Consider the following 22,851-nt stretch of genomic DNA (forward strand, 5'->3'; position numbering starts at 1 on the left):
AATCCCGGTCGAGGCCCCACCCTCCCCGTCCCCAACGACCGGGTTTTAGGAGCCGGCCCCTGTCCCCGGGGCCGGCTCCGCTGTTTCTGACGATACGGTTCCGGTGGCCTGAATTTCTGTTTGGGGGGCCTTCTGCTACAACAGAAGATAGCGCGAAACTCTTCTCCTGTTTGTCTGCGCGCCAACCGAGGGATGTTCTGTATGCCGAACGAACCCCGATCACCTCGTCTTGCGGTTCTCATCGACGCCGACAACGCCTCCGCGAAGATTGCCGACGGACTGTTCGAGGAAATCGCGAAGATCGGCGAGGCAAGCGTTCGCCGCATCTATGGTGATTTCTCGAACGCCCGGTCGAAGAGGTGGGCAGAGGTTCTGTCGAAGCACGCGATCATTCCGCAGCAACAATTCGCTTACATCACGGGCAAGAACGCTTCGGATATCACGCTGGTGATCGACGCGATGGATTTGCTGCACAGCGGCCGGTTCGACGGTTTCTGTCTGGTTTCTTCCGACAGCGACTTCACTCGCCTTGCCTCGCGGATACGCGAGCAAGGCGTCGACGTGTTCGGATTTGGGGAGCAAAAAACCCCAGAGAGCTTCCGGCAGGCATGTCGCCGCTTCGTCTATACCGAAAACCTTCTCCATGGCGCGGAGAACGCTCAAGATACTGCTCCTGCGACGAAGCCGCTTCAGGCGCCGACGGCAGCTACGCCCATTCTGAAGAAGGTCATCGGCCAGATGGAAAGTGAGGATGGCTGGGTGCTCCTGGGCACCTTTGGCAAGCAGCTCTCAAATCTCTTTTCCGATTTCGACCCGCGTACCTACGGCTTCAGCAAACTGAGCGACCTGGTAAGGAAAACGGCCGCCTTCGACATCGAAAATCCCAAAGGCGGGTCCATGCGGATACGGGTCAAACCTGCCGAGAAGAAAGGAAAAGGCAAATCCGGGTAACGCGATCATGTTAGAGATCCCTGAAGACCGATGCGAGCGCGCCAAGCTGTTCCGGGCGATCGACGACGCCTTTAAAGCAGGTGATTTCGAGACCCTTGGCAAAGCGCTTGGTGAAGCGCCGCGCTGGTTCGACGAGAGGATGCCGTTCGAACTCGGCCTTGGTCATCCGCTGGAATATGCGATCTACTGGAGCCCGGCCGCGTTCATCACCGCCTTGCTCGATGCCGGGTCGAACGCGAACTATGAAGATCCCGCCGGCTTTCCTTCGATCATTGCGGCGTTGTCGACGGAACGGCCGGACAGGCTGGATGTCGTCCACATCCTGCTTGGACACGGCGCCGACCCGGATATGCGCGGCGTGAACGACTGGACGCCGCTGCACTATGCGGTGTCCCGGCGTGACGCGGACGCGATCCGTCTGTTGCTCCTTTCAGGCGCGGACCCGTCGCTGCGGACTCGCATCGACGACTATGAGACGGCACTGGAAGGCGCCGAGCAGGCCGGCTTCGAGGCCGGCGCCTTTCTGTTGCGTGAAGCGATGAACAATCGCCGCGGATGACCACGCGCGAAGCGGGCCGCCGCCGTCACACCGTCTTGAGCTTAGCCTTGAAGCGTTTGGCATTGGCGACATAGTGGGCCGCCGAGACGCGCAGCCGTTCGATCGCCGCCTCGTCCAGCGTCCTGATCACCTTGGCGGGCGAGCCGACGATGAGCGAATTGTCAGGAAAAACCTTGTTTTCGGTCACCAGGGCGCCGGCGCCGACCAGCGAGTTGTTGCCGATCCTGGCGCCGTTCAGCACGATGGCGCCCATGCCGATCAGGCTGTTGTCGCCGATCGTGCAGCCATGCAGCAGCGCCCTGTGGCCGATCGTGCAGCCTTCGCCGATGGTCAGCGGAAAGCCCGGATCGGTGTGCATGATCGTATGTTCCTGCACATTGGTGTCGGCGCCGATCGCAATGAGTTCGCCATCGCCGCGGATGACGACACCGAACCAGAAGCCGGCGTTGCCGCCGATCCGGATATTGCCGATCAGCGTCGCGTCGGGCGCGATCCAGTTCGTATCGGCGTCCTCGAACTCAGGCGCCTTCCCATCGATCGCATAGACCGGCATTTTTCGTCTCCGATTCGTCTCAACCAGCGAATTCGAAAGACCCTAGGTTGGCGGTCGCCCAGGATGCAATGGCGATGAGCACGACGCCGAGGGCCAGCGCCCAGGCGATGGCCGTGCAACCGCAGGACAACAGCGCCATCGCGCCTATGCGACCCTCACGCCGGGCGGCCAAGGCCTCGTTGGTGAGCATGAACGGTCCGGCGCAAGCCGTTGCCGCCAGCGAACGCAGGATATGGACAGGCGAAACATAAGGCTCGGCAAAGGCCAGGCGCCGGCCTGACAGCAGTTCCATGGCCGATCCGGACAGTCCGCAGGCCGTTAGACCAACAGCAAAAGCGTAAAGAACAAGCACAACGGGATCCATGTTTACCAACCGTTTACCATGAAAACGCACAGTCGTGCCAACGCGCTGCAAAAGCCATGCCGCGCAGGCTGTGCCGCCGAAGGACAGGCGGGCGGATCGGGAAAGAGCAAATGAGAGACGCAACGGCTGCCGAGAGCGCGGAGTTCCAGGTCGTCGACTCGACCTTGATGAGGCGGGTCTTCTACATTTTCGCGGCGCTGGCGCTGCTTTCGGTGGCCATCAGCGTCGGCGGCAAATGGCTCGGCCGGTCGATCGCCATGGCCGGCTATACGGATAACATGACGGTGCGCCAGATTGTCATGGGCAACAATCTGATCAGCGTGCCGGCAAACTTCATCCGCTTCGACCAGGCCAGGCGCGACGGCATCGCCTCGCGGCTCGATCTCTATCTGCGCTATCCCGAAATGGACGGCTACAGCACGGCCGCGCGCGACGACTTCAACCATGCGACGACCAGGAAGATCGTCTTCCTGTCGTTCGAGCCGCGCATGATGTCGCGCGACATGAGCGGCCGTTTCGCGCCGATCTACAGCGCCCTGATCGAGAAGCCTGGCACGCCCGGCCCGGGCGGCACGACGGTCTACGCCTTTACGGAAAAATCAGGCTATCTCAACGAGGTGCTGGTCGTCGCGGAGCGTCCCGGCAAAGATCCCTTCGTCGTCCGCTGCCTGAGCGGCCCGAGCGCGGAGGAATCGCTGGCGCCTTGCGAACGCGACATCCAGGTCGGCGACGATCTCAGCCTCACCTATCGTTTCCCGCGCGAGCTGCTCGCGAATTGGCCGGCGCTCGACGCGGCGATCGCAGCCAAAGTGGCGAGTATTCTGAAGACTGGCCACTGACGCTGGCGGCTAGCCGAATATCCAACTAGATCATTTCTGCGCGCAGCTAGGCTTCAAACCGGCAATCTGGCTCAACGGTTCGATTTCACGGGCGACAAGATACGGTCTGGCATCGGGCTGACAAGGCGCGCTAATGGTCAGGCATGACCGATTTGAAGCCTTCCTATCTTGAGTTTGATCTCGCCAGCCGCCATCTGCGCCTCGACCCGCACGAGCCGGCCTTCGTGCAAGACCCTTACGAGGCCTACGCCTTCCTGCACGGCACTGCCAACGCCTTCTTCTGGGAAGACTACGGCTTCTGGTGCTTTGGCGGCTTCGACGACGTCAACCAGCTGTTGCGCGACCGCCGTTTCGGCCGCCAGAACCCGGCGGGGATTCCCGACAGCCGCGGCGTCGGCGACGACCGTTCGCATCTCGCGGCCTTCGACGCCATCGAGGCCAATTCCATGCTGGAACTGGAGCCGCCGGTGCATACGCGGCTTCGCACGCTGGTCAACCGCGCCTTCGTCTCACGCCAGGTCGAGCGGCTGCGGCCGCGCATCGAGGTGCTGGCCAACGAGTTGATCGACCGCTTCGAGCCAAACGGCGTCGACCTTCTGCCCGCCTACGCCTCGCCTTTGCCGATCACCATCATAGCGGAAATGCTCGGCGTGCCGGTGGAGATGGGGCCGCAACTGCTCGACTGGTCGCATCGGATGGTCGCCATGTACATGCATGGCCGCACGCGCGAGACCGAGGAGACCGCCAACCGCGCCGCGCGCAACTTTTCCGACTTCCTGCGCGGTTACGTTGCCGAGCGGCGCAAGAAGCCGGGCGACGATCTGCTGTCGCTGCTGATCGAGGCCCAGGACAACGGCCAGAAGCTTTCGGAAGACGAGCTGGTTTCCTCGGCGATCCTGCTTCTCAATGCCGGTCATGAAGCGACCGTGCACCAGACCGGCAATGCGGTGCGCTCGATCCTCGCGCAAGGCGGCGATCCGCGGCGTTTTTTCGAGACGCCTGAGAAAAATGTCGCGGCGGTCGAGGAGTGCCTGCGCTACGACGCGCCGCTGCATATGTTTCTGCGCTACGCCTATGAGGAGATGGAAGTTTCGCCAGGCATCCTGGTCAAACCCAGGGAGATGGTGGCGCTGTTGCTCGGCATGGCCAATCACGACCCGTTGGCGTTTGCCGAGCCCGACACCTTCAATCCGGCCCGCGCGGACCAGAAGAACGTCTCCTTCGGCGCCGGCATCCATTTCTGCATCGGCGCACCGCTGGCGCGGCTTGAGTTGCAGGTGTCGCTGAAGGCGCTGTTCGATCGGTTGCCGGAACTGCGCCTGGCGGAGACGCCACGCTTCCGCGACAGCTATCACTTTCATGGGCTGGAGCGGATTGCCGTCACATTTTAGGGCCAGGCCTACGCCGCTTCGCCATAGAATGACGCGGCATTGGCGCCCACTCAAAGCTTGATCACATATTCCTTGCGTGTCGTCTCGAGCACCTCCCAGGTGCCCTTGAACCCAGGCCGCAGCACGAAACTGTCGCCGGCCCGCACGGTGCGCGCCTCGCCGCCGTCCTCGGCGATCACCGACACGCCGGACAGGATGTGGCAGAACTCCCATTCGTCATAAACGATCCGCCATTTGCCCGGCGTCGCTTCCCAAACACCGGCATAGAGGCCGCCGTCGCGCTCCTCGGCATTCCAGGTGCGGAATTGGGGATCGCCCGAGATCACCCGATCCGAGGCCGGCGCGCCGGCCTCCGGTTCGACGGTATCGGTGCTGACCGCAAGGAAGGCCGACATATCAGACCTTGCCGAGCGCTTGCTCGAGATCGGCGACGATGTCGTTGACGTCCTCGATGCCGACGGAAAGGCGGACGGTGTCGGATCCGGCGCCGGCCTTGACCTTCTGCTCGTCGGAAAGCTGGCGATGCGTGGTCGAGGCCGGATGGATGACCAGCGACTTGGTGTCGCCGACATTGGCGAGGTGCGAGAACAGTTCGAGCGCCTCGACGAATTTGATGCCGGCCTCGTAGCCGCCCTTGAGGCCGAAGGTGAACACCGCGCCTGCGCCCTGCGGCGAATATTTCTTCTGCAGCGCGTTGTTCTTGTCGCCTGGAAGGCCGGGATAGTTCACCCAGGCAACCTTGGGATGGTCCGACAGCCAGCCGGCAACGCTCGCGGCATTGTCGCAATGACGCTGCATGCGCAGCGGCAGCGTTTCCAGGCCAGTCAGGATCAGGAAGGCGTTGAAGGGCGAGATCGCCGGGCCAATGTCGCGCAGGCCGAGCACGCGGGCGGCAATCGCGAAGGCGAAGTTGCCGAAGGTCTCGTGCAGGACGAGGCCGCCATATTCAGGGCGCGGCTCCGACAGCATCGGGTATTTGCCGGACTTCGACCAGTCGAAGGTGCCGCCATCGACGATGACGCCGCCGATCGAATTGCCGTGGCCGCCGATGAACTTGGTCAGCGAGTGCACGACGATGTCGGCGCCGTGCTCGATCGGCCGGACCAGGTAGGGGGAAGCCAGCGTGTTGTCGACGATCAACGGCAGGCCGTGCTTGCGGGCGATGTCGCCAATCTTCTCGATATCGACGAAGACGCCGCCGGGGTTGGCAAGGCTCTCGATGAAGATCGCCTTGGTCCTGTCGTCGATCTGGCTCTCGAAAGTCGCCGGATCGTTTGCTTCTGCCCAGCGAACTTCCCAGCCGAAGTTCTTGAAGGCATGACCGAACTGGTTGATCGAGCCGCCATAAAGCTTGTTGGCGGCGACGAAGTTGTCGCCCGGCTGCATCAGATTGTGGAAGACGATGACCTGCGCGGCGTGGCCCGAAGCGACGGCGAGCGCCGCCGTGCCGCCTTCCAGCGCCGCGACGCGTTCCTCGAGAACCGCCTGCGTCGGGTTCATGATGCGGGTGTAGATGTTGCCGAAGGCCTTCAGCCCGAACAGCGAGGCGGCATGATCGGCATCGTCGAAGACAAAGGAGGTGGTCTGGTAGATCGGTGTGGCGCGCGCGCCGGTCGCCGGATCGGGCTTGGCGCCGGCATGAACGGCTAAAGTGTTGAAACCAGGCGTACGGGTCATCGAAACCTCCCTCTCCTAACCTTTCGAAAATCGCCGGGCATTCATGCCGAAGCGCGCTCGTGAATGCAAAGAAGAAAATACCTTTCGGCGTGCGATCTGCGACGAACGCCAGGAAAAATCCAAATTCTTCCCGGAATAATTTTGCGCGAATTACCGCGCGCCTATTTCTGCCTTACGCCGAAGCTCTGGAAACCCTGGCGCATCAAGGGTTTCTTCGACGACAGCACGCCGGAATTGACGCCGGTCCAGCCGATCTCGCCCGACAGCTTGCCGTATTCGATCTTCGGACAGCGGTTCATCACCACCTTGATGCCGGCAGCTTCTGCGCGGGCCGCCGCCTCGTCGTTGCGCACGCCAAGCTGCATCCAGACGACCTTGGGCAACGGGTCGAGCTTCAGCACCTGGTCGACAATGCCCGGCACTGCCGCCGAAGCCCGAAAAACATCCACCATGTCGACCGGATGCGGCAGATCGGCCAAGCTCGCGTAGACCGTCTGTCCGAGAATCTGCTTACCGGCGTGACCGGGATTGATCGGCACTACCGAAAAGCCTTTGGCCAAAAGATATTTCAGCACGAAGTAGCTTGGCCGCACATCGTTGGGCGAGGCGCCGACCATGGCGATCGTCTTCACCGAATTCAGGATGCCGGCGATGTAGCTGTTGTCGTAGGTATCGTGGTTCATGCTGCGACGGTCTTCCTGCGGTAATGGTAACGATAGAGTTCCCGGCTGAAGCCGAGAGAAGCATAGAGTGCGCGGGCGGGCGTATTGTCGACAACCACCTGCAGGCAGCCCGCCTTGGCCCCCGCTCGCCTCGCCCAGCCGATCAGCCCGCCAACCGTCCTGCGTCCGAACCCCTGCTGCCTGAATCTGGCGTCGGTTTCAACCGCCTCGACGACAAGCAGCCCATTGCGGATGACGCCAAAGGCAAAGGCGACGACTTCATCGTCGCGCGCGGACGATACGAATGCCTTGTCGCCCGCAATCAAACGCGTCATCTCGCGAAAAACCCGCCGTTCCGCGCCGTCATAACCGCCCGTGCGAAAGCGTGCCTCAAACCAGCGCTCGCTTGGCGCCGGGGAAACCGTGACGTCGTCGTAGCCGCCTCCCGCGAGCGCGTCGATATCGGCATGAAGATGGATCGTGCCGCCTTCCCTGCCGTAACCGCGACGGTCAAGCTCGGGCTCCAGTTCGGCGGCGATGTCGGGGATGCGAAACAACGGCGTCTGGCCGTGGCCGGCATAGAACGCTTCGGCGGCATCGATTACCTTCCCCGGCGCGCCGCGTGTGCCGCGCAAGGGGTTGGCGGAATTGCTGCGCCGGATACGGCCGCCCGAGCGCCGTAACAGCCAGCCATTGGCAACGATCTCGAGCGCCGAAGGCCATGCCTCGCGACACGCCTGTTCCATCCGCCAGTTGAGATCGTCCTGTGCCATTTGCTCACTGCAACTCATCGTCATCCCGCAGCGCCTCCTCCAAAAAGGTTCCAGGATCGCTGCAGAAGTCGCGCATCATGCGAAAATGATCGGTGTCCTGAAAATCGATGCGGTCGAGACCGAAGCGGCTGATGCGAAAAAGCCGCGCGTTCGGGCAAGCCATCAGCAGCGGCGAGTGCGTTGCCATGATCACCTGCGCGGTGCCGGACCGTTCCATGCGCCGGAGCAGTTTCAAAAGTTCGATCTGGCGCGTCGGCGACAGCGCGCTTTCGGGCTCGTCGAGGATATAGATGCCTTGCCGGCGGCAGCGCTCCTCGAAGAAGCGGATAAAGCCCTCGCCATGCGACCAGGACAGGAAATCAGGCGGCGCCGCCCCAACATCCAGTGCGGCTCGGTCGAGATAACGCGATACGGAGTAGAAGGATTCGGCGCGAAAGAACCAGCCAGCAGTGACCTTGGGAAGCCAGTGGGCGCGGAGCGTGGCGCCGAGTGCAGCACCGCTTTTGTCGACAGCACGCGAATGGTCGACCGGCATGTAACCTTTTCCGCCGCCCGCCTCGTCATAGCCGGCCAGCGCGCCGATGGCTTCAAGCAGCGTCGATTTGCCGGTGCCGTTCTCGCCGACGATGACGGTGATGGCGCTCGTGAATTCGAACTCGAATTCGCGATCCCCGAAGATCGGCAGGTTCCAGGGGTATTGCTCCCAGTCGGAGACGCGCGACGGCTCGAGCAGGATGCGCTTGAGATAGGGCGCTTTCAGCCGCGTCAGTTGCTTGCGGGCAGCCACGTCGAACCTTCAGCGATGGAATGGCTCGGTTCCATTCAAGCCGGCTACTCGTCGGTCCATTCGGGCTTGCGCTTGCCGATAAAGGCACCGATGCCTTCCTCGGCGTCGCGCGCCAGCATGTTTTCCACCATCACGCGGCCGGTATGGGCATAAGCGTCGGCCAGCCCCATTTCGGCCTGGGCGTAGAAAGCCTCCTTGCCTGTCTTGACGACCAAAGACGATTTGGATGCAATGGTTTGCGCGTATTTGTTGACAACCTGAATCAGATATTCGCGCGGCACGGTGCGGTTGACCAGCCCGAACTCCTTGGCGGTCGCCGCGTCGATCGTCTCGCCGGTGAGCAGCATTTCCATCGCCTGCTTGCGCGAGACGTTGCGCGACAGCGCCACCATAGGCGTCGAGCAGAACAGACCGATGTTGACGCCAGGCGTGCAGAAACTCGCCTCGTGCGAAGCGATGGCAAGGTCGCAGCTGGCGACCAGTTGCAGGCCGGCGGCGGTGGCGAGGCCGTCGACCTCAGCGATCACCGGTTTCGGGTGGCGCACGATCGTCTGCATCAGGTTCGCGCAAGCCGCGAAGGTCCTTTCGAAGAAGGCCTTGCCCCGATCCGGCTCGGCGCGGTGCGCCGTCATTTCCTTGAGGTCATGGCCGGCACAGAACACCTTGCCGGTCGCCGCCAGAATGATGACACGCACGGATCTGTCGGCCTTCACGCGATCAAACTCTGCCTGCAACGCCGCCATCGTCGCCAGCGACAGCGCATTGGCCGGCGGGCTGGCGAGCGTGAGGCGCAGGATGCCCTTGTCCTGGCTGACAAGAACAGGACCGTCGGCGACGGCGGGCTTGATGGCGACGACTTCGGCCATTTTTAAACCTCTCGATCAGCGCTCGCGGCTTATGGAGCAACAGAACTACCATGCTGCCGGTTGAAGAACAGCCGCGAGACGTGTTTTCTCCGTCGCAGCGTTTGGTCCAGACGCACCGCCCGGAACTGCTCTTTCATATAGGACGCCGCCATGCCCGCCCAAAGCGATCTGAAGCCAATGCTCAACGCGGCGGAAGTCAATGCACTGATGGCAAGCGTCTATCCGCAGCTCAACGACAATTTCACCTCCTATGAGGCGATCGACGTTTTTCCGGGCGGCTGCACGGTGCGGCTGAATGCCGACGAGCGGCATCTGCGCCCCGGCGGCACGGTATCCGGTCCGGCGCTGTTCACGCTGGCCGACATCGGCGGCTATGTCTGCGTGCTCAGCCACGCCGGCCCGGACGCGCTTTCGGTGACGGTCAACCTCGACATCAATTTCATGCGCAAGGCCGAAGCCGGTCCGATCGACGGCCATTGCCGTATCCTGAAGCTTGGCAAGAGCCTGATGGTGTTCGATATCGATATTGTCGCCGGCCCGGACGGACACACCGTCGCGCACGCCACCGGCACCTATTCGATCCCGAGGAAGCGAATAAGCGACAAGCCGGCCTGACGTCTTGCCGGAACTCCCAGTCGATAGGTTCGTTCTGCGGCATGCCCGATCTTACGACCTACCTTGCCTTTCTCGGCGCCGTGCTCGCCTATCAGCTTTCTGGTGTCGGTCCGGACATGATGCTGGTGATCAGCCGCGGCGTCGGGCAAGGCTGGCGCCATGCCCTGGCGACTGCAGCGGGCTGCGTATCGGCCGGCGTCGTCCAGATTCCATTACTGGCAATGGGGCTTGCCTCGCTGATCACATCCTCCCCCTCTCTTTACAGCTTCCTTCAGATCGTCGGCGCCATCTATCTGATCGCCATCGGGATCAAATTCCTGTTAGCCCGTCGGTCGGGCAAAGGTGGCGGTGCGTCTACCCTTGCCGAGACGAGCAGTATCCCAGCCGCTTTCCGGCAAGGCGTGATCTGCAATCTCACCAACCCGACGACGCTCGCTTTCATGCTGGCGGTGCTGCCGCAATTCGTTCATCCCTGGGTCGGTTCGCCTGCACTGCAGTTCATCATTCTCGGTACGACCATGAAGATGATGGGACTGGTTGTCCTCAGTGCCGTCGCGTTGACCTCCGGCGCGGTTGGCGGCTGGCTGGGGCGCCGAGGCACGTTCGTCATTTGGCAAGAAAGGCTGGCAGGAGCCTTGATGGTCGCGATCGGCGTCAAGCTTCTCCTTGTCGCCGTGACCGGGCGGCGGTGAACGAAAGAGAGCTATTTTGACAAATAGGTGTGAGGTAAAATAATACCTTCCACCTTAGTTGTTGAATTTAAACGGCTTTTCGCGACGATAAACAGTAACCGACGCTTGACGCGCCAAGCACCCTCGCCTATAAGCCGACCCGAAGCAGCGGCCCGCAAAGGCCGCCGTTTTGTTATTGGCGGAGCGGCTCCGGTCATCCCGTCAATCCAAGCAACAAGAAACGCCTTCTCTGTCCCTCCCGGACGGGAAAGGTCAAACCTGAGAGCAAAACATGGCTACCTTTTCGCAGAAGCCTGCGGATGTGGTGAAGAAGTGGGTGCTGATCGACGCCGAAGGTCTCGTCGTCGGTCGTCTGGCCACTGTCATCGCCAACCATCTGCGCGGCAAGCACAAGCCCACCTTCACCCCGCATGTCGATGACGGCGACAATGTCATCGTCATCAATGCCGACAAGGTGGTGTTCACCGGCAAGAAATACACCGACAAGGTCTATTACTGGCACACCGGCCACCCAGGCGGCATCAAGGAGCGCACCGCGCGCCAGCTGCTCGAGGGCCGTTTCCCCGAGCGCGTCGTCGAGAAGGCCGTCGAGCGCATGATCCCGCGCGGCCCGCTTGGCCGCCGCCAGATGAAGAATCTCCGCGTCTATGCCGGCGCCGAGCATCCGCACACCGCCCAGCAGCCCGTCACGCTCGACGTGGCCAAGCTGAACTCCAAGAACAAGAGGGCTTCGTAATGGCTGAGCTTTCCTCGCTCGCAGAACTCGGCACGGTTGCCGCGCAGCCGGCCGCGCCCGTGCATGTCCAGAAGCTCGACAAGTCGGGCCGCGCCTATGCCACCGGCAAGCGCAAGAACGCCATCGCGCGCGTCTGGGTGAAGCCGGGCTCCGGCAAGATCACCGTCAACGACAAGGAATTCGCGAACTATTTCGCGCGTCCGGTGCTGCAGATGATCCTCAACCAGCCGATCGTCGCGGCCAACCGCGCCGGCCAGTACGACATCGTCGCCACCGTCATCGGCGGCGGCCTCTCCGGCCAGGCGGGTGCTGTGCGTCACGGCATCTCCAAGGCGCTGACCTACTACGAGCCGGGCCTGCGCACGGTGCTCAAGAAGGGTGGCTTCCTGACCCGCGACAGCCGCGTGGTCGAGCGCAAGAAGTACGGCAAGGCAAAGGCCCGCCGCAGCTTCCAGTTCTCGAAGCGCTGATCGTACGCTTACGTGTTGTCGAAAGGCCGCCTCCGGGCGGCCTTTTGTTTTCTACTGCCAGTGTCCGGCGGGTGTTTTTATATAGTCGATGAAGGCGCGCAGCGGCGCCGGCACCAGCCGGCGTCCGGGGTAGTACAGAAACGGCCCGGAGAATTCCTGCCACCACGGCTCCAGCACAGGTTCCAGCGCGCCGCTGTCGAAATGCGGGCGCACCCAGTCCTCGAAGAGCCAGAGAATGCCGACGCCGGCGATCGCCGCATCGATGGCTAGATCGACGCCGCCACCGATGCTGACGAGCAATGGCCCCGTGGTATCGACCCGCACCACCTCGCCGTCGCGCTCGAACTCCCAAGGCGTCATGACCCCGCTCGGAAAGCGACCGCGCACGCACGCATGCCCAAGCAAGTCACGCGGGTGTTGCGGCCGGCCGTGCCGATCAAGATAGGCCGGAGAGGCGGAGGTGGTGAAGCGCTGGACGCGTGGCCCGATCGGCACGGCGATCATGTCCTGCTCCAGCCGCTCGTCATAGCGGATGCCGGCATCGCAGCTGGCCGCCAGCAGATCGACGAAGTTCTCCTCCGCAATCACCTCCAGCCGGATGGCCGGATAGGCCGCGAGAAATCCCGGAACGATTCTTGGCAGGACCAGCCGAGACGCGCTGATCGGGACATTGAGGCGCAACGTGCCGGCGGGCCGGTCGCGAAAGCCGTTCACGACATCAAGCGCCGCTTCGACCTCGCCCAGCGCCGGCGCAAGCCGGGCCAGCAGGCTGGCGCCCGCCTCGGTCAGGGCGACACTGCGCGTTGTACGATTGAAGAGCCGCACACCAAGTTGGGTTTCCAGACGACGGACGGCTTCGCTAAGCACGGACGCGCTGCCTGCCGTCACACGGGCCGCTTCGCGAAAGCCGCCGGCGCGTGCCACGGACATAAATGCCTGGAGATCGTTGAGATCAGCCGCCATTGTTCTTAGTTCCGCACAGGTTGTGCTGGTTATACCCGGTTATCGGGACAGCGGCCATGCCCTATCTCCTCGCCGACAGCGAAGGAGAACCACGATGTCCAGCGTAAACAAATCCGGCATGTATAAACTCGGCGACCGCACGGTCCGGCGCCTCGGCTACGGCGCCATGCAGCTTGCGGGCAAGGGCGTGTTCGGTCCGCCGAAAGACCATGACGCGGCCATCGCCGTGCTGCGCGAAGCGGTGGCGCAAGGCGTGAACCATATCGACACCAGCGATTATTACGGTCCGTACGTCACCAACAAGCTGATCCGCGAGGCATTGGCGCCCTATCCTGACGACCTCACCATCGTCACCAAGATTGGCGCCCGCCGCGGAAGCGATGCCTCGTGGCTGCCGGCCTACTCGCCCGAAGAACTGACGCAGGCCGTGCACGATAATCTTCGCAATCTCGGGCTCGACGCGATCGAAGTGGTCAATCTGCGCATCATGTTCGACACCCATGGCCCGGCGGAAGGCTCGATCGAGGCGCCCCTGGCTGCTCTTGCCGAACTTCAGCGCAAGGGCTTGGTGCGCCATATCGGCTTGAGCAACGTTACCCGCGCGCAGATCGCGGAAGGCCGCAGGATCTGCGACATCGTCTGTGTGCAGAACCAGTACAATCTGGCGCACCGGGACGACGACGCGCTGATCGATGAACTGGCGCGCGACGGCATCGCCTATGTGCCGTTCTTCCCGCTCGGCGGATTCAGCCCGCTGCAATCGTCGGCGCTGTCGGGGGTCGCAGAACGGCTTGGCGCGACGCCGATGCAGGTGGCGCTGGCGTGGCTGCTGCAGCGGTCGCCCAACATCCTGCTGATCCCGGGCACATCGTCGGTCGGGCATCTGCGGGAGAATCTTGCTGCGGCGGAGCTGGAGCTGTCGGCGGATGTGCTGCGGGCGTTGGAGGGCGTGGCGAAAGCGGCGTGAGGTCGGCGCTATCACCCCGCCCGCGCCTGCGGCCCTACCTCCCCATCAAGGGGAGGTGGTAGGGCGCCGAGCCATACGTTCGAAAGTCCGCTTAATCTCATCGACTTCGCAGGCGTAGCGAAGAGGAGTTCGCACGACGCTCTACCTCCCCTCGATGGGGAGGTCGGCGCGAAGCGCCGGGTGGGGTGAAGCGCCAACGCGCTCTAATTAATACTCGCCGTATGCGCCGGCTCGGCCTGCTTGCTCTCCGTCGGATAAGGCACCCGATAACCGTTCGCCTTCAGCCACTCGATCGCCGCTTTCGGCTCGTCGGTCTGAATGATGGTGGCGTCGCGGTCGACCCAAAACCCCCAGGCTTCGCGCGGCAGGCTGGCGGCGACGGCGAGTTCGTCGCCGCGCCCGCCGGCAAGGAAGCCGCCCGGTTTGTTGACGATGGCGTAGGTGTCGGCCCAGAGATGCCAATCGCCGCGCGCCGCTTCCGCTCGCATATGGTTACCGAACAGCGGACCGCCGGTCGAAGTCAGCGTCTCGGCACCGTTGCGCCAGTTGATTAGCTCGATGGCATGCGGCGCGAACGCCTTGTCGACCTCGCCGGCGAAAGCTGCATCGTGGACAGCGTCGTCGGCGAGGATCGGCATGAACTGGAAGCCGCCGCCGGCCTTGGCAAGCGCCGCGCTCGCGGCGGCAATGCGCTGCCGATTCCAGAGGTTCTCCTTGACGATCACCTGATCGGCCATGCCGAGATCGCGCGCCTCGGCGATCATGCCCGGCAGGTCGGTCACCTCCAGCTTGTTGTCGAGGTTGATGAGGATCCTGTCCCTGGTCGTGAGCAGCATCTCGCGCAGCGTCGACACCGGCTCATTGGTGACGGCGCCCGTGCCCTCGATCACCAGCCGGCATTTCTTCAACTCGGCAAGCGTGTATTTCACCACCTCGCCCTTGCACGTGGTCGTGCGGTCGAGCCAGCTGTCATGCATGATGACGAACTCGCCGTCTCTCGCGCGTCGGACGTCGACCTCGACGATCTCGGCCCCGATCGCGATCGAGCCCTCGACCGCGGCCAGCGAATTCTCGGCGTAGAGCGTCTTGCCGGCCTGCATGCTGCCGGCGCGATGCGCGGCGATCATCACATGATCGCGCCACTGGTTGGCATGCTCGAAGCGGTCGAGGATTTGCGCGGCGCGCGTCTCGCCGGCTAAACCTTCGCCGGAGATTGCGGCAAGCGCGATGGACAGAAGAAGGCTCAGCCAGAGTGTTCGCATCGGGGAATCGCTCCGTTCCGGGTCGGAACCCGGTTAGGCGACGCCCATGACAGGCCGGTGAACGAAGCCGGCTAGTTGTTTCCTTGTTTGGCGCAATTCCGGACGGAAAACCGCTTCACATTTTTCCTGGAATTGCTTGGGTCAAATCCGCTTGGAAAGGCGGCGGAACCAGGCGAGCGCGGGCATCTCGACGAAGCGCCAGGTGAACCAGGACGCGACGATGACGGCGATCAGCATGGCGATCAAAGCCGCGAAGCCGATCCAAGGCGAGCCAGTGCCGAAGCCGGTCGCATGGTCGCCGCGCAGCATCAGGTCGCCGACGATGCCGAGCCCGAGCTTGCGCTCGATCAGGCCGGCGGCATTGATCATGCGCGCCTGGACGAAGATGTGGACCATGTAGATCGAATAGGAGAGCGAGCCGAGCAGCAGCATGGGCCGGCTGCGCAGCAGGGCGCTGACCCATCCGCCCTCATGGGCAAAGAGATAAAGCGCCAGCGCGAAGACGACCGGCGCCGCAATACCAAGGTCGTTGGCGCCGGCAATGGAGACGAACAGCGCGATCCCAGCGATCATCGCCAACTCGGCCAGCGTCCAGGCGAGACGCCCTGCCCCGCCGCTCAAGGCCTGTCGCGCCTCTGCAATGGAATCGTGCTGAAACCAGGCAAGCAACGCACCGAGCGAGAAGCCGTAAAGGCAGCGGATGAAGCCGAAATCGAAGGACACGTCCATATGACGCGTCGAGACCGCAAGCAGGAAAAGGGGCGCCGTCACCGCGGCGGCAACGAACCATATCCATGCGCGCTGCCCGGCGGTGAAGACGACGGCGGCAAACAGCAGATAGGTGAAGAACTCGGCAGAAATGCTCCAGCTCGGCGCGTTCCAGCTCAGATGATCCTCGACGCCCATGCCCTGCAAAAGGAAGAGGTTGGCGACGAGGCTCTTCAGGTCGAAGCCTCCGGTGAAGGGCGCAGGCCCCGTTCCATGCAGCCCCGGCAGCACGAGCCGCAGCGCCTCGAAGCCGGCGAAAGCGGCAAGCATCAGGAGATGCAGCGGATAGATGCGGCCGAAACGCACGAGCGCGAACCGTGCAAGGTCGCCCTGACCGGCGAGCCGGCCGCCATAGGCGCTGGCGATGACGAAGCCGGAGAGCACGAAGAAGAAATCGACGAACAGATAGGAGCCGCCGACAAAAGCGCTCTGCGATACTATCGAGGTCGTCGGGAAGTGGAACAGCGCCACCAGCAGCGCGCAGACGCCGCGCCAGGAATCCAGCACCAGGAAGCGCGCGCCGGCCGCCGTGCCGACACGGGTCGCCGCGGGCGCGGATGCAAGGTTGAGCAGAGCCGTCTCAGCCATAATGATACAGATCCTGTGTTGGCGTGGCACTCGCCGAGCGCCGCTTCCTTTCCGCAAGCTGTGACTGGCATGTTGCGTGCCGGTTCTGTAGTTGTGGCTGCCCCGATGAAAACCGAGGATTCCTGATGGCGAACAACGAGATCGACCATGCCTTCACCGCCCGCTCCAAGACGGGCGCGTCGTTCGAGCCGACCTATGCCGGCGCGCTGTCTTTCATGCGGCGCAAATACACGAAGGACGTGAAGGGTGCGGACGCTGTCGTGTGGGGCATTCCCTTCGACGCCGCGGTCACCAACCGGCCGGGCGCGCGCTTCGGGCCGCAGGCGATCCGCCGCGCCTCGGCGATCCTCGACAACGATCCGCAATATCCGTTCTCGCGCGACCTGTTCGAGCACCTCTCGGTGGTCGACTATGGCGATTGCCTGCTCGACAGCGGCAATCACCAGAAGACCCCTGGCACGATCGAGCGCGAGGCGGCCAAGATCCTGAAATCAGGCGCGTTCCTTTTGACGCTCGGCGGCGACCATTTCGTCACCTGGCCACTGCTCAAGGCGCACGCCGCGATCCACGGGCCGCTGGCGCTCGTGCAGTTCGACGCGCATCAGGACACCTGGCCCGATGACGGCAAGCGCATCGACCACGGCTCCTTCGTTGCCCGCGCGGTGAACGAAGGCATCATCGACCCCGATCGCTCGATCCAGATCGGCATCCGCACTCATGCACCGGACACGTTCGGCATTAAGATCCTCTATGGCCACGAGGTCGAGGAAATGCGCGCCTCCGACATCGCCTATGCGATCGTCGAGCGCACCGGCGGCAAGAAGACCTATCTCACCTTCGACATCGACTGCCTCGACCCGGCCTTCGCGCCGGGCACCGGAACGCCGGTGGCAGGTGGCCCCTCCTCGGCCAAGATGCTGTCGACGCTGCGCCAGCTCGGCCAGATCGACATCGTCGGCGCCGACGTCGTCGAGGTTGCGCCGGCCTATGATCATGCCGATATAACGGCGATCGCCGGATCGATCATAGCCATGCACTATCTCGGCCTGTTGGCGGAGCGGAAGGCGCGGCTCGACGAACTGAGCAACGGCAATCATGTAGCAGTAAATCATGCCAACGGCATATGACATTGGAATCGCAAGGAATTTGGCAAGCGATGAAACCGAAAATCTTCATTGACGGCGAACACGGCACGACGGGCCTGCAGATCAGGGCGCTGCTGGCCGACCGTGGCGACCTGGAGATCATCTCCATCCCGACGGAACGCCGCAAGGAGGCCGCCGCCCGCGCCGAATTCCTCAACGCGGCCGACGTCGCGATCCTTTGCCTGCCGGATGCGGCGGCCAAGGAAAGCGTGTCGCTGATTACGAACGACACCACGAAGGTGATCGATGCCTCGACCGCGCACCGCGTGGCCGAGGGCTGGGAATATGGCTTCGCGGAAATGGACAGGGACCAGGCGAAGAAGATCGGCAGCGCGAAACGCATCGCCAATCCGGGCTGCTGGCCGCAAGGGCCGATCGCGACGCTGCGACCGCTGGTTGCGGCCGGCCTTCTGCCTGCCGACTTCCCGATCACCGTCAACGGCATCTCCGGCTATTCCGGCGGCGGCCGGCCAATGATCGAGGACTATGTCGGCAAGGGCGAGGAGGCGCCCGAGTTCCTGCCCTACGGGCTGACGCTGCAGCACAAACATGTGCCGGAGCTCCGCACCTATGCGAAGCTGTCGCACGACCCGATCATGCAGCCGGCGGTCGGCAATTTCGCGCAAGGCATGATCACGGTGGTGCCGCTTCAGCTCGCGGGTCTCGAACGCGTGCCGACAGGCGCGGAGCTTCACGCGGCGATCGCCGATCATTATGCGTCGATCGACGGCGGCGTGGTCGAGGTCGCGCCCTACACACATATGGAGCGCATGCCGGAAATCGATCCGGAGGTGTATAACGGCACCAACCGGATGAAGGTCTACGTCTTCGCCAATGACGAGCGGGCGCAGGCGCTGCTGATGGCCGTCTACGACAATCTCGGCAAGGGCGCGTCGGGTGCCGCGGTGCAGAATCTCGACCTGATGCTCGGCATCAAGCACTGAGCGGTCATGCAGGCATTCCCTGGGCGCTGGAAGGTCAGCGCTCCCGAACTCATTGCCGAGACCTTTTCCAGCCGGATCTGGAAGGTCGTGCGGGACGATGGCTCGGTTGCCATCGTCAAGGACCTGAAACCCTTCGACGACGTCGCGGACGAGTTGCGCGGCGAGCATTACCTCGCCTGGCGGCGCGGCGAAGGCGCGGTGCGGCTGCTCGGCCGTGACGGCAATTGCATGCTGCTCGAATATGCCGGCGACAGGCTGCTTTCCGAACATCTTGCGGAGCATGGCGACGCTGCCGCGACGGCGATTGCCGCCGAGGTCATGACCAGGCTTTTCTCGCCTTCGGAGCACGCGCCTCCATCGGACCTGCAGCCGCTGCGGGAAAGGTTCGCAAGCCTGTTCAAGGCGGCAAGGGCCGACCGCGATGCCAACCGGGAGACCCTTTACGTCGACGCGGCGCCGATCGCCGAGCGGCTGCTTGCCGACCCGCACGCAGTCCTCCCGCTGCATGGCGACCTCCACCACGACAACATCCTGTTTGGGCCGCGCGCCTGGCTGGCGATCGACCCCAAGGGCGTGCTTGGCGATCCCGGCTTCGACGCGGCGAATATGTTCTACAACCCGCTCGATCGCGACGATCTCTGCCTCGATCCGCGCCGAACCGCGCATATGGCTGAGGTGTTTGGCACAACGCTCGGACAGTCGCCGCGCGCCATCCTCGACCATGCGATCGCCTATGGCTGCCTGTCGGCCGCGTGGCATCGCGAGGACAAGAACGCGGTCGACGAGGACCGCGAGCTGGCTGTGGCCGAAGCCGTTCGAAAGGTTCGGTCGCAATTCTGATCACCGAGACAGGACCGACCGCGGTAACCGCCGATTCACCATGATCGGCTATTGATGGAGTCGGCCCTCCTCAAAGGAATTTCCATGGTCAGCGCGATCTCCAGCTCCGTCCAAGCGGTGCAGTACTCCTCATCCACGTCGTCCGACAGCGCGGCCCAGGAGGCCGACCTCGAAAAGCAGATCCAGGCCCTGGAAGATCAGGCCAAGGCCGCCCAGGACCAGGTCGATGCCGCCAAGCTGCAGCAGCAGATCGCGGCGCTGGAGGCCAAGCTCGCCGCGCTCAAGGCCGCCGACGCGAAAAAGGCCGATCAGGACCAGTCGACGACGTCCGTCGCCGCTGCGCGCCAGGCGGAATTCGACAACGAGCCGACGATGCAGTCGCATTTGTTTTCGATGTGACCGTCAGCTCTTGACGGTAATCTCCGTCGGCAGCGAGTAAGCGCCCTTGGTGCCGCGCCAATGCGCGGCGGCGAAGCCGAGCAGGACAAGCGCGATCGCCTGATGCGTCAACGCCATGTGCAGCGGCACCTGCATTACGAGCGTGCCGATGCCGATCGAGGCCTGGACCACCACCAGCGCGAACAGAAGCGTGGCCCGGCGGGCATGGGTGGTGCCGGGCTGGCGCCGCCACGTCGTGATCATATGCCAGAGCGACACGGCGAAAATGGTATAAGCGCCCAGCCGGTGGACGAACTGCACCGTCTTCGGATTCTCGAAGAAGTTCAGCCAGGCGGGCTTCAGGAGAAGCAGATCGGATGGGATCACCTTTCCATCCATCAGCGGCCATGTGTTGTAGGAAAGGCCGGCGTGCAGCCCGGCGACCAGCCCGCCAAGGTAGATCTGGACCAGCGCGAGAAGCACGATGAAACCGGCGAGCCGCTGCGTCGACCGGCCGGCGGCGGGCTCCGAATGCGGCGCCAGCCCGCGCGCGACCACTATCGTCGCGGTGAAGATCAGCGCGGCAAGCGTCAGGTGCGTCGCCAGCCGGTATTGACTGACCGAGACGCGGTCGGCCAAACCCGAAGCCACCATCCACCAGCCGATGGCGCCCTGCAGGCCGCCGAGCAGAAGGATGCCGACGAGCTTCAGCCCAAGGCCTCGTTCGATGCGGCGCGTCGCCCAGAAGAACAGCAGCGGCAAGGCAAAGACCACGCCGACGCTGCGCGCCAGGATGCGGTGCGCCCATTCCCACCAGAAGATCGACTTGAAGTCCTGGACGCTCATGCCCTTGTTGATCTCGGTGTATTGCGGGATCTGCTGGTAGCGCTGGAACTCTTCCTGCCATTCGACGTCGTTGAGCGGCGGGATGACGCCGTGAATCGGCTGCCACTCAGTGATCGACAGCCCCGAGCCGGTGAGCCGAGTGGAGCCGCCGACAAGCACCAGCGCGAACAGCACGAGCAGCACGACGTAAAGCCAGCCACGCACCAGTGCGCGGTTCTGGAGGTCGCGGTCTCGGGCGGCATAGGGGGCCGTGGCGGTGATGGCAGCCATAGGCGTTTTTCCGGTCGTTGAAAGGCTGAAGTGGTGGACCAAGGCCGCCCAACTGGCAAGACCGGACAGCGCGGCACGCCGTCGCGCCGGGCCGCGACGGTTGCGCGCTTTCTTCATTCGGCCTAAGCGGAGCGGGTCAACGGAACCGCGACATGCCCATTCGCCTGAAAAAGCTGATCGGAACTATATTGCTGGTGGCGCTGGTCGTCATCTACGCGCTGATCGCGTCAGCCGTCGCGGTCACCAGGCTCGCCGAATACGGGCCGACGGCGCATCTCCTCTTCTTCCTGCTCAGCGGCTTTCTCTGGGTTCTGCCGGCCATGGCCATCATCAAATGGCTGATCATCGAGCCGCGCCCGAAGGGCTGAGCCTCGCCGGTGCCGGGCAAGCAAAAACACGAATGTGATTCAGACGTGATCGGGTGCGCGCCTACCCTGCCTCGTTCATAGCTCGGCAGGGAGGCTTGACATGCTGAGGGCCATGTTCGCGGGGCTGATCTTTCTGACCGGCTCGCTCGCCGCTTCGATCGCGACAGCGGAAACCATCAATGTCTCGGACGCTCACGGCGGCAGCGTCGCCGCCTATAGCCAGCGCTGGAAGGAGCTTGCGGCGCGCGGCGTCGATGTGCGCATCGTCGGCAAATGCCAGTCGGCCTGCACCGTGCTGCTCGGCTATGTTCCACGCAGTCGCATCTGCGTGACGCCGGCGGCGAGCTTCGGCTTCCATCTGGCGCACCGGCCCGCCATGACCGCCGTTCTATGGAACGCCTACGCATCCGACATCAGAGGCTGGATCAAGGCGCATGGCGGGCTTGAAACGCAGCTCAAATGGATGAGCGCGCCCGACACCTACCGTTATTTCCATAAGTGCTGATCAAGGCGCAGGCCTATATCGTAACGACCATCTTGCCCGCATTGGCGAGCGGCGTGGTGATGCCGGACAGCATCGTGCGGATATGCGCCACGCTCTGATAGCGGCCATTGACGGAGATGCGCGGCAGCGCGTGCAGGAAGCCGGCATGCTCGGCGCGCAGCACACCATGCCGCGTGGTTACCGCCGAGGCATAGCCTGCGTCGCGGGCAAAGCCAACCTCGCGGCAACCGACGGCGCTGGCATAGCCATAGGGGTAAGCCAGATGACGCGGCTCCTCGCCAAGCCTTTCGGCGAGGATGCGGCGGACATCGCCGATCTCATGCCGCGCATCGGCTTCGGACAGCCGCTTCAAGTTCCGATGATTGACGGTGTGGGCGCCGATGGTCACCAGCGGGTGCGCGGCCATGGTGCGAAGCTCATCCCAGTTCATCAAGGTGCATGGGCGGCCCGAGCCGAATTTGAACCCATTGGAACGGGCGAGCTCGCGCAGCGCAGCGCCCTGCTCTTCCTCGGAGACGTCCAAGGTCAGCCAGGCGTTCAGCCGCGCGACGGCCTGGATCTTCCTGCCTGGCGTCGAGCAATCGATCACCGTCGGCTTGCCCGCCATAGTCAGCGTCAGGCGCGAGCTGGTGTCGACGATGTCCTCGATCACGTCCCACCAGAGTTCGACGGCGCCGTCGATCAGGCCGGGGGCGACGTAGATGGCGATCGGCGCGCCGTGCTTTTCCAGCACCGGAAGCGCCTCGGTCATGTTGTCGCGATAGGCGTCGTCGGCGGTGATCGTGGCGAACTGGCCGTCTTTGCCACCCGTCTTGATGCGCTCGATCGCTTCATCAAGGGAAACAAAGGCATAACCCCGCCCCTTCATGTCCGCGATCAGCCTGTCGAGGAAGGCGGGCGCGATGTTCAGATGCCGGTTGACGCTGTTCGGCTTCTCCGGTGTCGCGGTGACGCGGTGCAGCATCAGGATAGCGCCGATGCCGCCGACAAACGGCCGCGCCAGGGGCGCGAGACCGGAGTAGCGGGCAAGGTTCAGCGCCAGTTTCCGGATTGCCTCGCCCCCGTCGATCAT

General features: G+C 63.5%; 28 protein-coding genes. 15 read left to right on the plus strand and 13 right to left on the minus strand.

All coding sequences use genetic code 11. The features are described from left to right. Nucleotides 1–201 precede the first annotated feature (201 nt). Nucleotides 202–951: an NYN domain-containing protein gene (locus FJ424_RS20905; RefSeq protein WP_140641551.1), complete on the plus strand. Its 750-nt coding sequence runs from the start codon at nt 202–204 to the stop codon at nt 949–951. A gap of 7 nt (nt 952–958) precedes the next feature. Next, nucleotides 959–1,510 (plus strand): ankyrin repeat domain-containing protein, encoded by a 552-nt coding sequence (locus tag FJ424_RS20910; protein WP_140641549.1) that lies wholly within the window; start codon nt 959–961, stop codon nt 1,508–1,510. A gap of 25 nt (nt 1,511–1,535) precedes the next feature. Here the strand turns inward: FJ424_RS20910 and FJ424_RS20915 are convergent, their stop codons facing one another. Next, entirely contained in the window at nt 1,536–2,063 is a 528-nt protein-coding gene (locus FJ424_RS20915; RefSeq protein ID WP_140658508.1) for a gamma carbonic anhydrase family protein, read from the minus strand. Between the two features lie 19 nt (nt 2,064–2,082). Then, nucleotides 2,083–2,427 carry a hypothetical protein gene (locus tag FJ424_RS20920; protein WP_140658596.1) on the minus strand — a complete coding sequence of 115 codons (345 nt, stop codon included), beginning with the start codon at nt 2,425–2,427 and terminating at the stop codon, nt 2,083–2,085. A gap of 110 nt (nt 2,428–2,537) precedes the next feature. Between FJ424_RS20920 and FJ424_RS20925 the strand changes: the two genes are divergently transcribed. Continuing rightward, nucleotides 2,538–3,266: a hypothetical protein gene (locus tag FJ424_RS20925; RefSeq protein WP_140658510.1), complete on the plus strand. Its 729-nt coding sequence runs from the start codon at nt 2,538–2,540 to the stop codon at nt 3,264–3,266. 143 nt (nt 3,267–3,409) lie between these two features. Continuing rightward, nucleotides 3,410–4,657, plus strand: coding sequence for a cytochrome P450 (locus FJ424_RS20930; protein ID WP_140658512.1), 1,248 nt, complete (start codon nt 3,410–3,412; stop codon nt 4,655–4,657). Nucleotides 4,658–4,707: 50 nt separating this feature from the next. Here the strand turns inward: FJ424_RS20930 and FJ424_RS20935 are convergent, their stop codons facing one another. The 6 genes from FJ424_RS20935 to FJ424_RS20960 form a co-directional block, all read right to left on the minus strand. Further along, nucleotides 4,708–5,052 (minus strand): cupin domain-containing protein, encoded by a 345-nt coding sequence (locus FJ424_RS20935; protein ID WP_140658514.1) that lies wholly within the window; start codon nt 5,050–5,052, stop codon nt 4,708–4,710. Between the two features lies 1 nt (nt 5,053). Then, nucleotides 5,054–6,334: an O-acetylhomoserine aminocarboxypropyltransferase gene (locus FJ424_RS20940; protein ID WP_140658516.1), complete on the minus strand. Its 1,281-nt coding sequence runs from the start codon at nt 6,332–6,334 to the stop codon at nt 5,054–5,056. Nucleotides 6,335–6,495: 161 nt separating this feature from the next. Further along, entirely contained in the window at nt 6,496–7,017 is a 522-nt protein-coding gene (locus FJ424_RS20945; RefSeq protein WP_140658518.1) for a CoA-binding protein, read from the minus strand. After that, on the minus strand, nt 7,014–7,793 hold the full coding sequence (locus FJ424_RS20950; protein WP_246677315.1) for a GNAT family N-acetyltransferase: 780 nt from the start codon (nt 7,791–7,793) through the stop codon (nt 7,014–7,016). The genes FJ424_RS20945 and FJ424_RS20950 overlap by 4 nt, the downstream gene beginning before the upstream one ends. Next, nucleotides 7,774–8,556 carry an AAA family ATPase gene (locus FJ424_RS20955; RefSeq protein WP_140658520.1) on the minus strand — a complete coding sequence of 261 codons (783 nt, stop codon included), beginning with the start codon at nt 8,554–8,556 and terminating at the stop codon, nt 7,774–7,776. The genes FJ424_RS20950 and FJ424_RS20955 overlap by 20 nt, the downstream gene beginning before the upstream one ends. A 44-nt stretch (nt 8,557–8,600) precedes the next feature. Then, complete coding sequence (locus tag FJ424_RS20960) at nt 8,601–9,422, minus strand: enoyl-CoA hydratase (protein ID WP_140658522.1); 822 nt, start codon at nt 9,420–9,422, stop codon at nt 8,601–8,603. Nucleotides 9,423–9,572: 150 nt separating this feature from the next. Between FJ424_RS20960 and FJ424_RS20965 the strand changes: the two genes are divergently transcribed. The 4 genes from FJ424_RS20965 to rpsI all read left to right on the plus strand — a co-directional run bounded on the left by FJ424_RS20965 (nt 9,573) and on the right by rpsI (nt 11,935). Next, the gene (locus FJ424_RS20965) at nt 9,573–10,037 is read left to right on the plus strand and encodes a PaaI family thioesterase (RefSeq protein ID WP_095767634.1); all 465 of its coding nucleotides are present in this window, start codon (nt 9,573–9,575) and stop codon (nt 10,035–10,037) included. 41 nt (nt 10,038–10,078) lie between these two features. Beyond that, a complete protein-coding gene (locus tag FJ424_RS20970) occupies nt 10,079–10,729 on the plus strand; it encodes a LysE family translocator (protein ID WP_140658525.1) in 651 nt (216 codons plus the stop codon). A gap of 271 nt (nt 10,730–11,000) precedes the next feature. Continuing rightward, complete coding sequence (rplM, locus tag FJ424_RS20975) at nt 11,001–11,465, plus strand: 50S ribosomal protein L13 (protein WP_040983169.1); 465 nt, start codon at nt 11,001–11,003, stop codon at nt 11,463–11,465. Further along, nucleotides 11,465–11,935: a 30S ribosomal protein S9 gene (gene rpsI / locus FJ424_RS20980; protein WP_140658527.1), complete on the plus strand. Its 471-nt coding sequence runs from the start codon at nt 11,465–11,467 to the stop codon at nt 11,933–11,935. The genes rplM and rpsI overlap by 1 nt, the downstream gene beginning before the upstream one ends. Nucleotides 11,936–11,986: 51 nt before the next feature. Here the strand turns inward: rpsI and FJ424_RS20985 are convergent, their stop codons facing one another. Beyond that, nucleotides 11,987–12,898 carry a LysR family transcriptional regulator gene (locus tag FJ424_RS20985; protein WP_140658529.1) on the minus strand — a complete coding sequence of 304 codons (912 nt, stop codon included), beginning with the start codon at nt 12,896–12,898 and terminating at the stop codon, nt 11,987–11,989. A 94-nt stretch (nt 12,899–12,992) separates the two neighbouring features. Here FJ424_RS20985 and FJ424_RS20990 point away from each other — a divergent pair, with 94 nt between their 5' ends. Further along, nucleotides 12,993–13,865 carry an aldo/keto reductase family oxidoreductase gene (locus FJ424_RS20990; protein ID WP_140658531.1) on the plus strand — a complete coding sequence of 291 codons (873 nt, stop codon included), beginning with the start codon at nt 12,993–12,995 and terminating at the stop codon, nt 13,863–13,865. Between the two features lie 203 nt (nt 13,866–14,068). On the opposite strand, the gene FJ424_RS20995 is transcribed toward FJ424_RS20990, so the two are convergent. Both FJ424_RS20995 and FJ424_RS21000 read right to left on the minus strand, forming a co-directional pair. Beyond that, on the minus strand, nt 14,069–15,127 hold the full coding sequence (locus FJ424_RS20995; protein ID WP_140658533.1) for a glycerophosphodiester phosphodiesterase family protein: 1,059 nt from the start codon (nt 15,125–15,127) through the stop codon (nt 14,069–14,071). A gap of 141 nt (nt 15,128–15,268) precedes the next feature. Then, the gene (locus FJ424_RS21000) at nt 15,269–16,483 is read right to left on the minus strand and encodes an acyltransferase (protein ID WP_140658535.1); all 1,215 of its coding nucleotides are present in this window, start codon (nt 16,481–16,483) and stop codon (nt 15,269–15,271) included. 125 nt (nt 16,484–16,608) lie between these two features. On the opposite strand from FJ424_RS21000, the gene speB reads away from it, so the two are divergent. The 4 genes from speB (at nt 16,609) to FJ424_RS21020 (ending at nt 19,811) form a co-directional block, all read left to right on the plus strand. Beyond that, complete coding sequence (gene speB, locus FJ424_RS21005) at nt 16,609–17,610, plus strand: agmatinase (RefSeq protein ID WP_140641515.1); 1,002 nt, start codon at nt 16,609–16,611, stop codon at nt 17,608–17,610. Between the two features lie 29 nt (nt 17,611–17,639). Further along, complete coding sequence (argC, locus tag FJ424_RS21010) at nt 17,640–18,572, plus strand: N-acetyl-gamma-glutamyl-phosphate reductase (protein WP_140658537.1); 933 nt, start codon at nt 17,640–17,642, stop codon at nt 18,570–18,572. A gap of 6 nt (nt 18,573–18,578) precedes the next feature. Continuing rightward, nucleotides 18,579–19,412, plus strand: coding sequence for an aminoglycoside phosphotransferase family protein (locus tag FJ424_RS21015; RefSeq protein ID WP_140658539.1), 834 nt, complete (start codon nt 18,579–18,581; stop codon nt 19,410–19,412). Between the two features lie 84 nt (nt 19,413–19,496). Beyond that, complete coding sequence (locus tag FJ424_RS21020) at nt 19,497–19,811, plus strand: hypothetical protein (RefSeq protein ID WP_140658541.1); 315 nt, start codon at nt 19,497–19,499, stop codon at nt 19,809–19,811. 3 nt (nt 19,812–19,814) lie between these two features. Here FJ424_RS21020 and FJ424_RS21025 read toward each other — a convergent pair whose 3' ends face one another. Further along, nucleotides 19,815–20,906, minus strand: a complete 1,092-nt coding sequence (locus FJ424_RS21025) for a COX15/CtaA family protein (protein WP_140658543.1) — start codon at nt 20,904–20,906, stop codon at nt 19,815–19,817. 152 nt (nt 20,907–21,058) lie between these two features. Here FJ424_RS21025 and FJ424_RS21030 point away from each other — a divergent pair, with 152 nt between their 5' ends. Together FJ424_RS21030 and FJ424_RS21035 are read left to right on the plus strand one after the other, a co-directional pair. Continuing rightward, a complete protein-coding gene (locus FJ424_RS21030; protein WP_040999884.1) occupies nt 21,059–21,274 on the plus strand; it encodes a DUF2842 domain-containing protein in 216 nt (71 codons plus the stop codon). 100 nt (nt 21,275–21,374) lie between these two features. Further along, nucleotides 21,375–21,779, plus strand: a complete 405-nt coding sequence (locus FJ424_RS21035) for a hypothetical protein (RefSeq protein ID WP_140658545.1) — start codon at nt 21,375–21,377, stop codon at nt 21,777–21,779. A 13-nt stretch (nt 21,780–21,792) separates the two neighbouring features. Here the strand turns inward: FJ424_RS21035 and FJ424_RS21040 are convergent, their stop codons facing one another. After that, nucleotides 21,793–22,851 carry a polysaccharide deacetylase family protein gene (locus tag FJ424_RS21040; RefSeq protein ID WP_140658547.1) on the minus strand — a complete coding sequence of 353 codons (1,059 nt, stop codon included), beginning with the start codon at nt 22,849–22,851 and terminating at the stop codon, nt 21,793–21,795.

This window comes from Mesorhizobium sp. B3-1-8 (genome assembly GCF_006439495.1).
GTDB lineage: Bacteria > Pseudomonadota > Alphaproteobacteria > Rhizobiales > Rhizobiaceae > Mesorhizobium.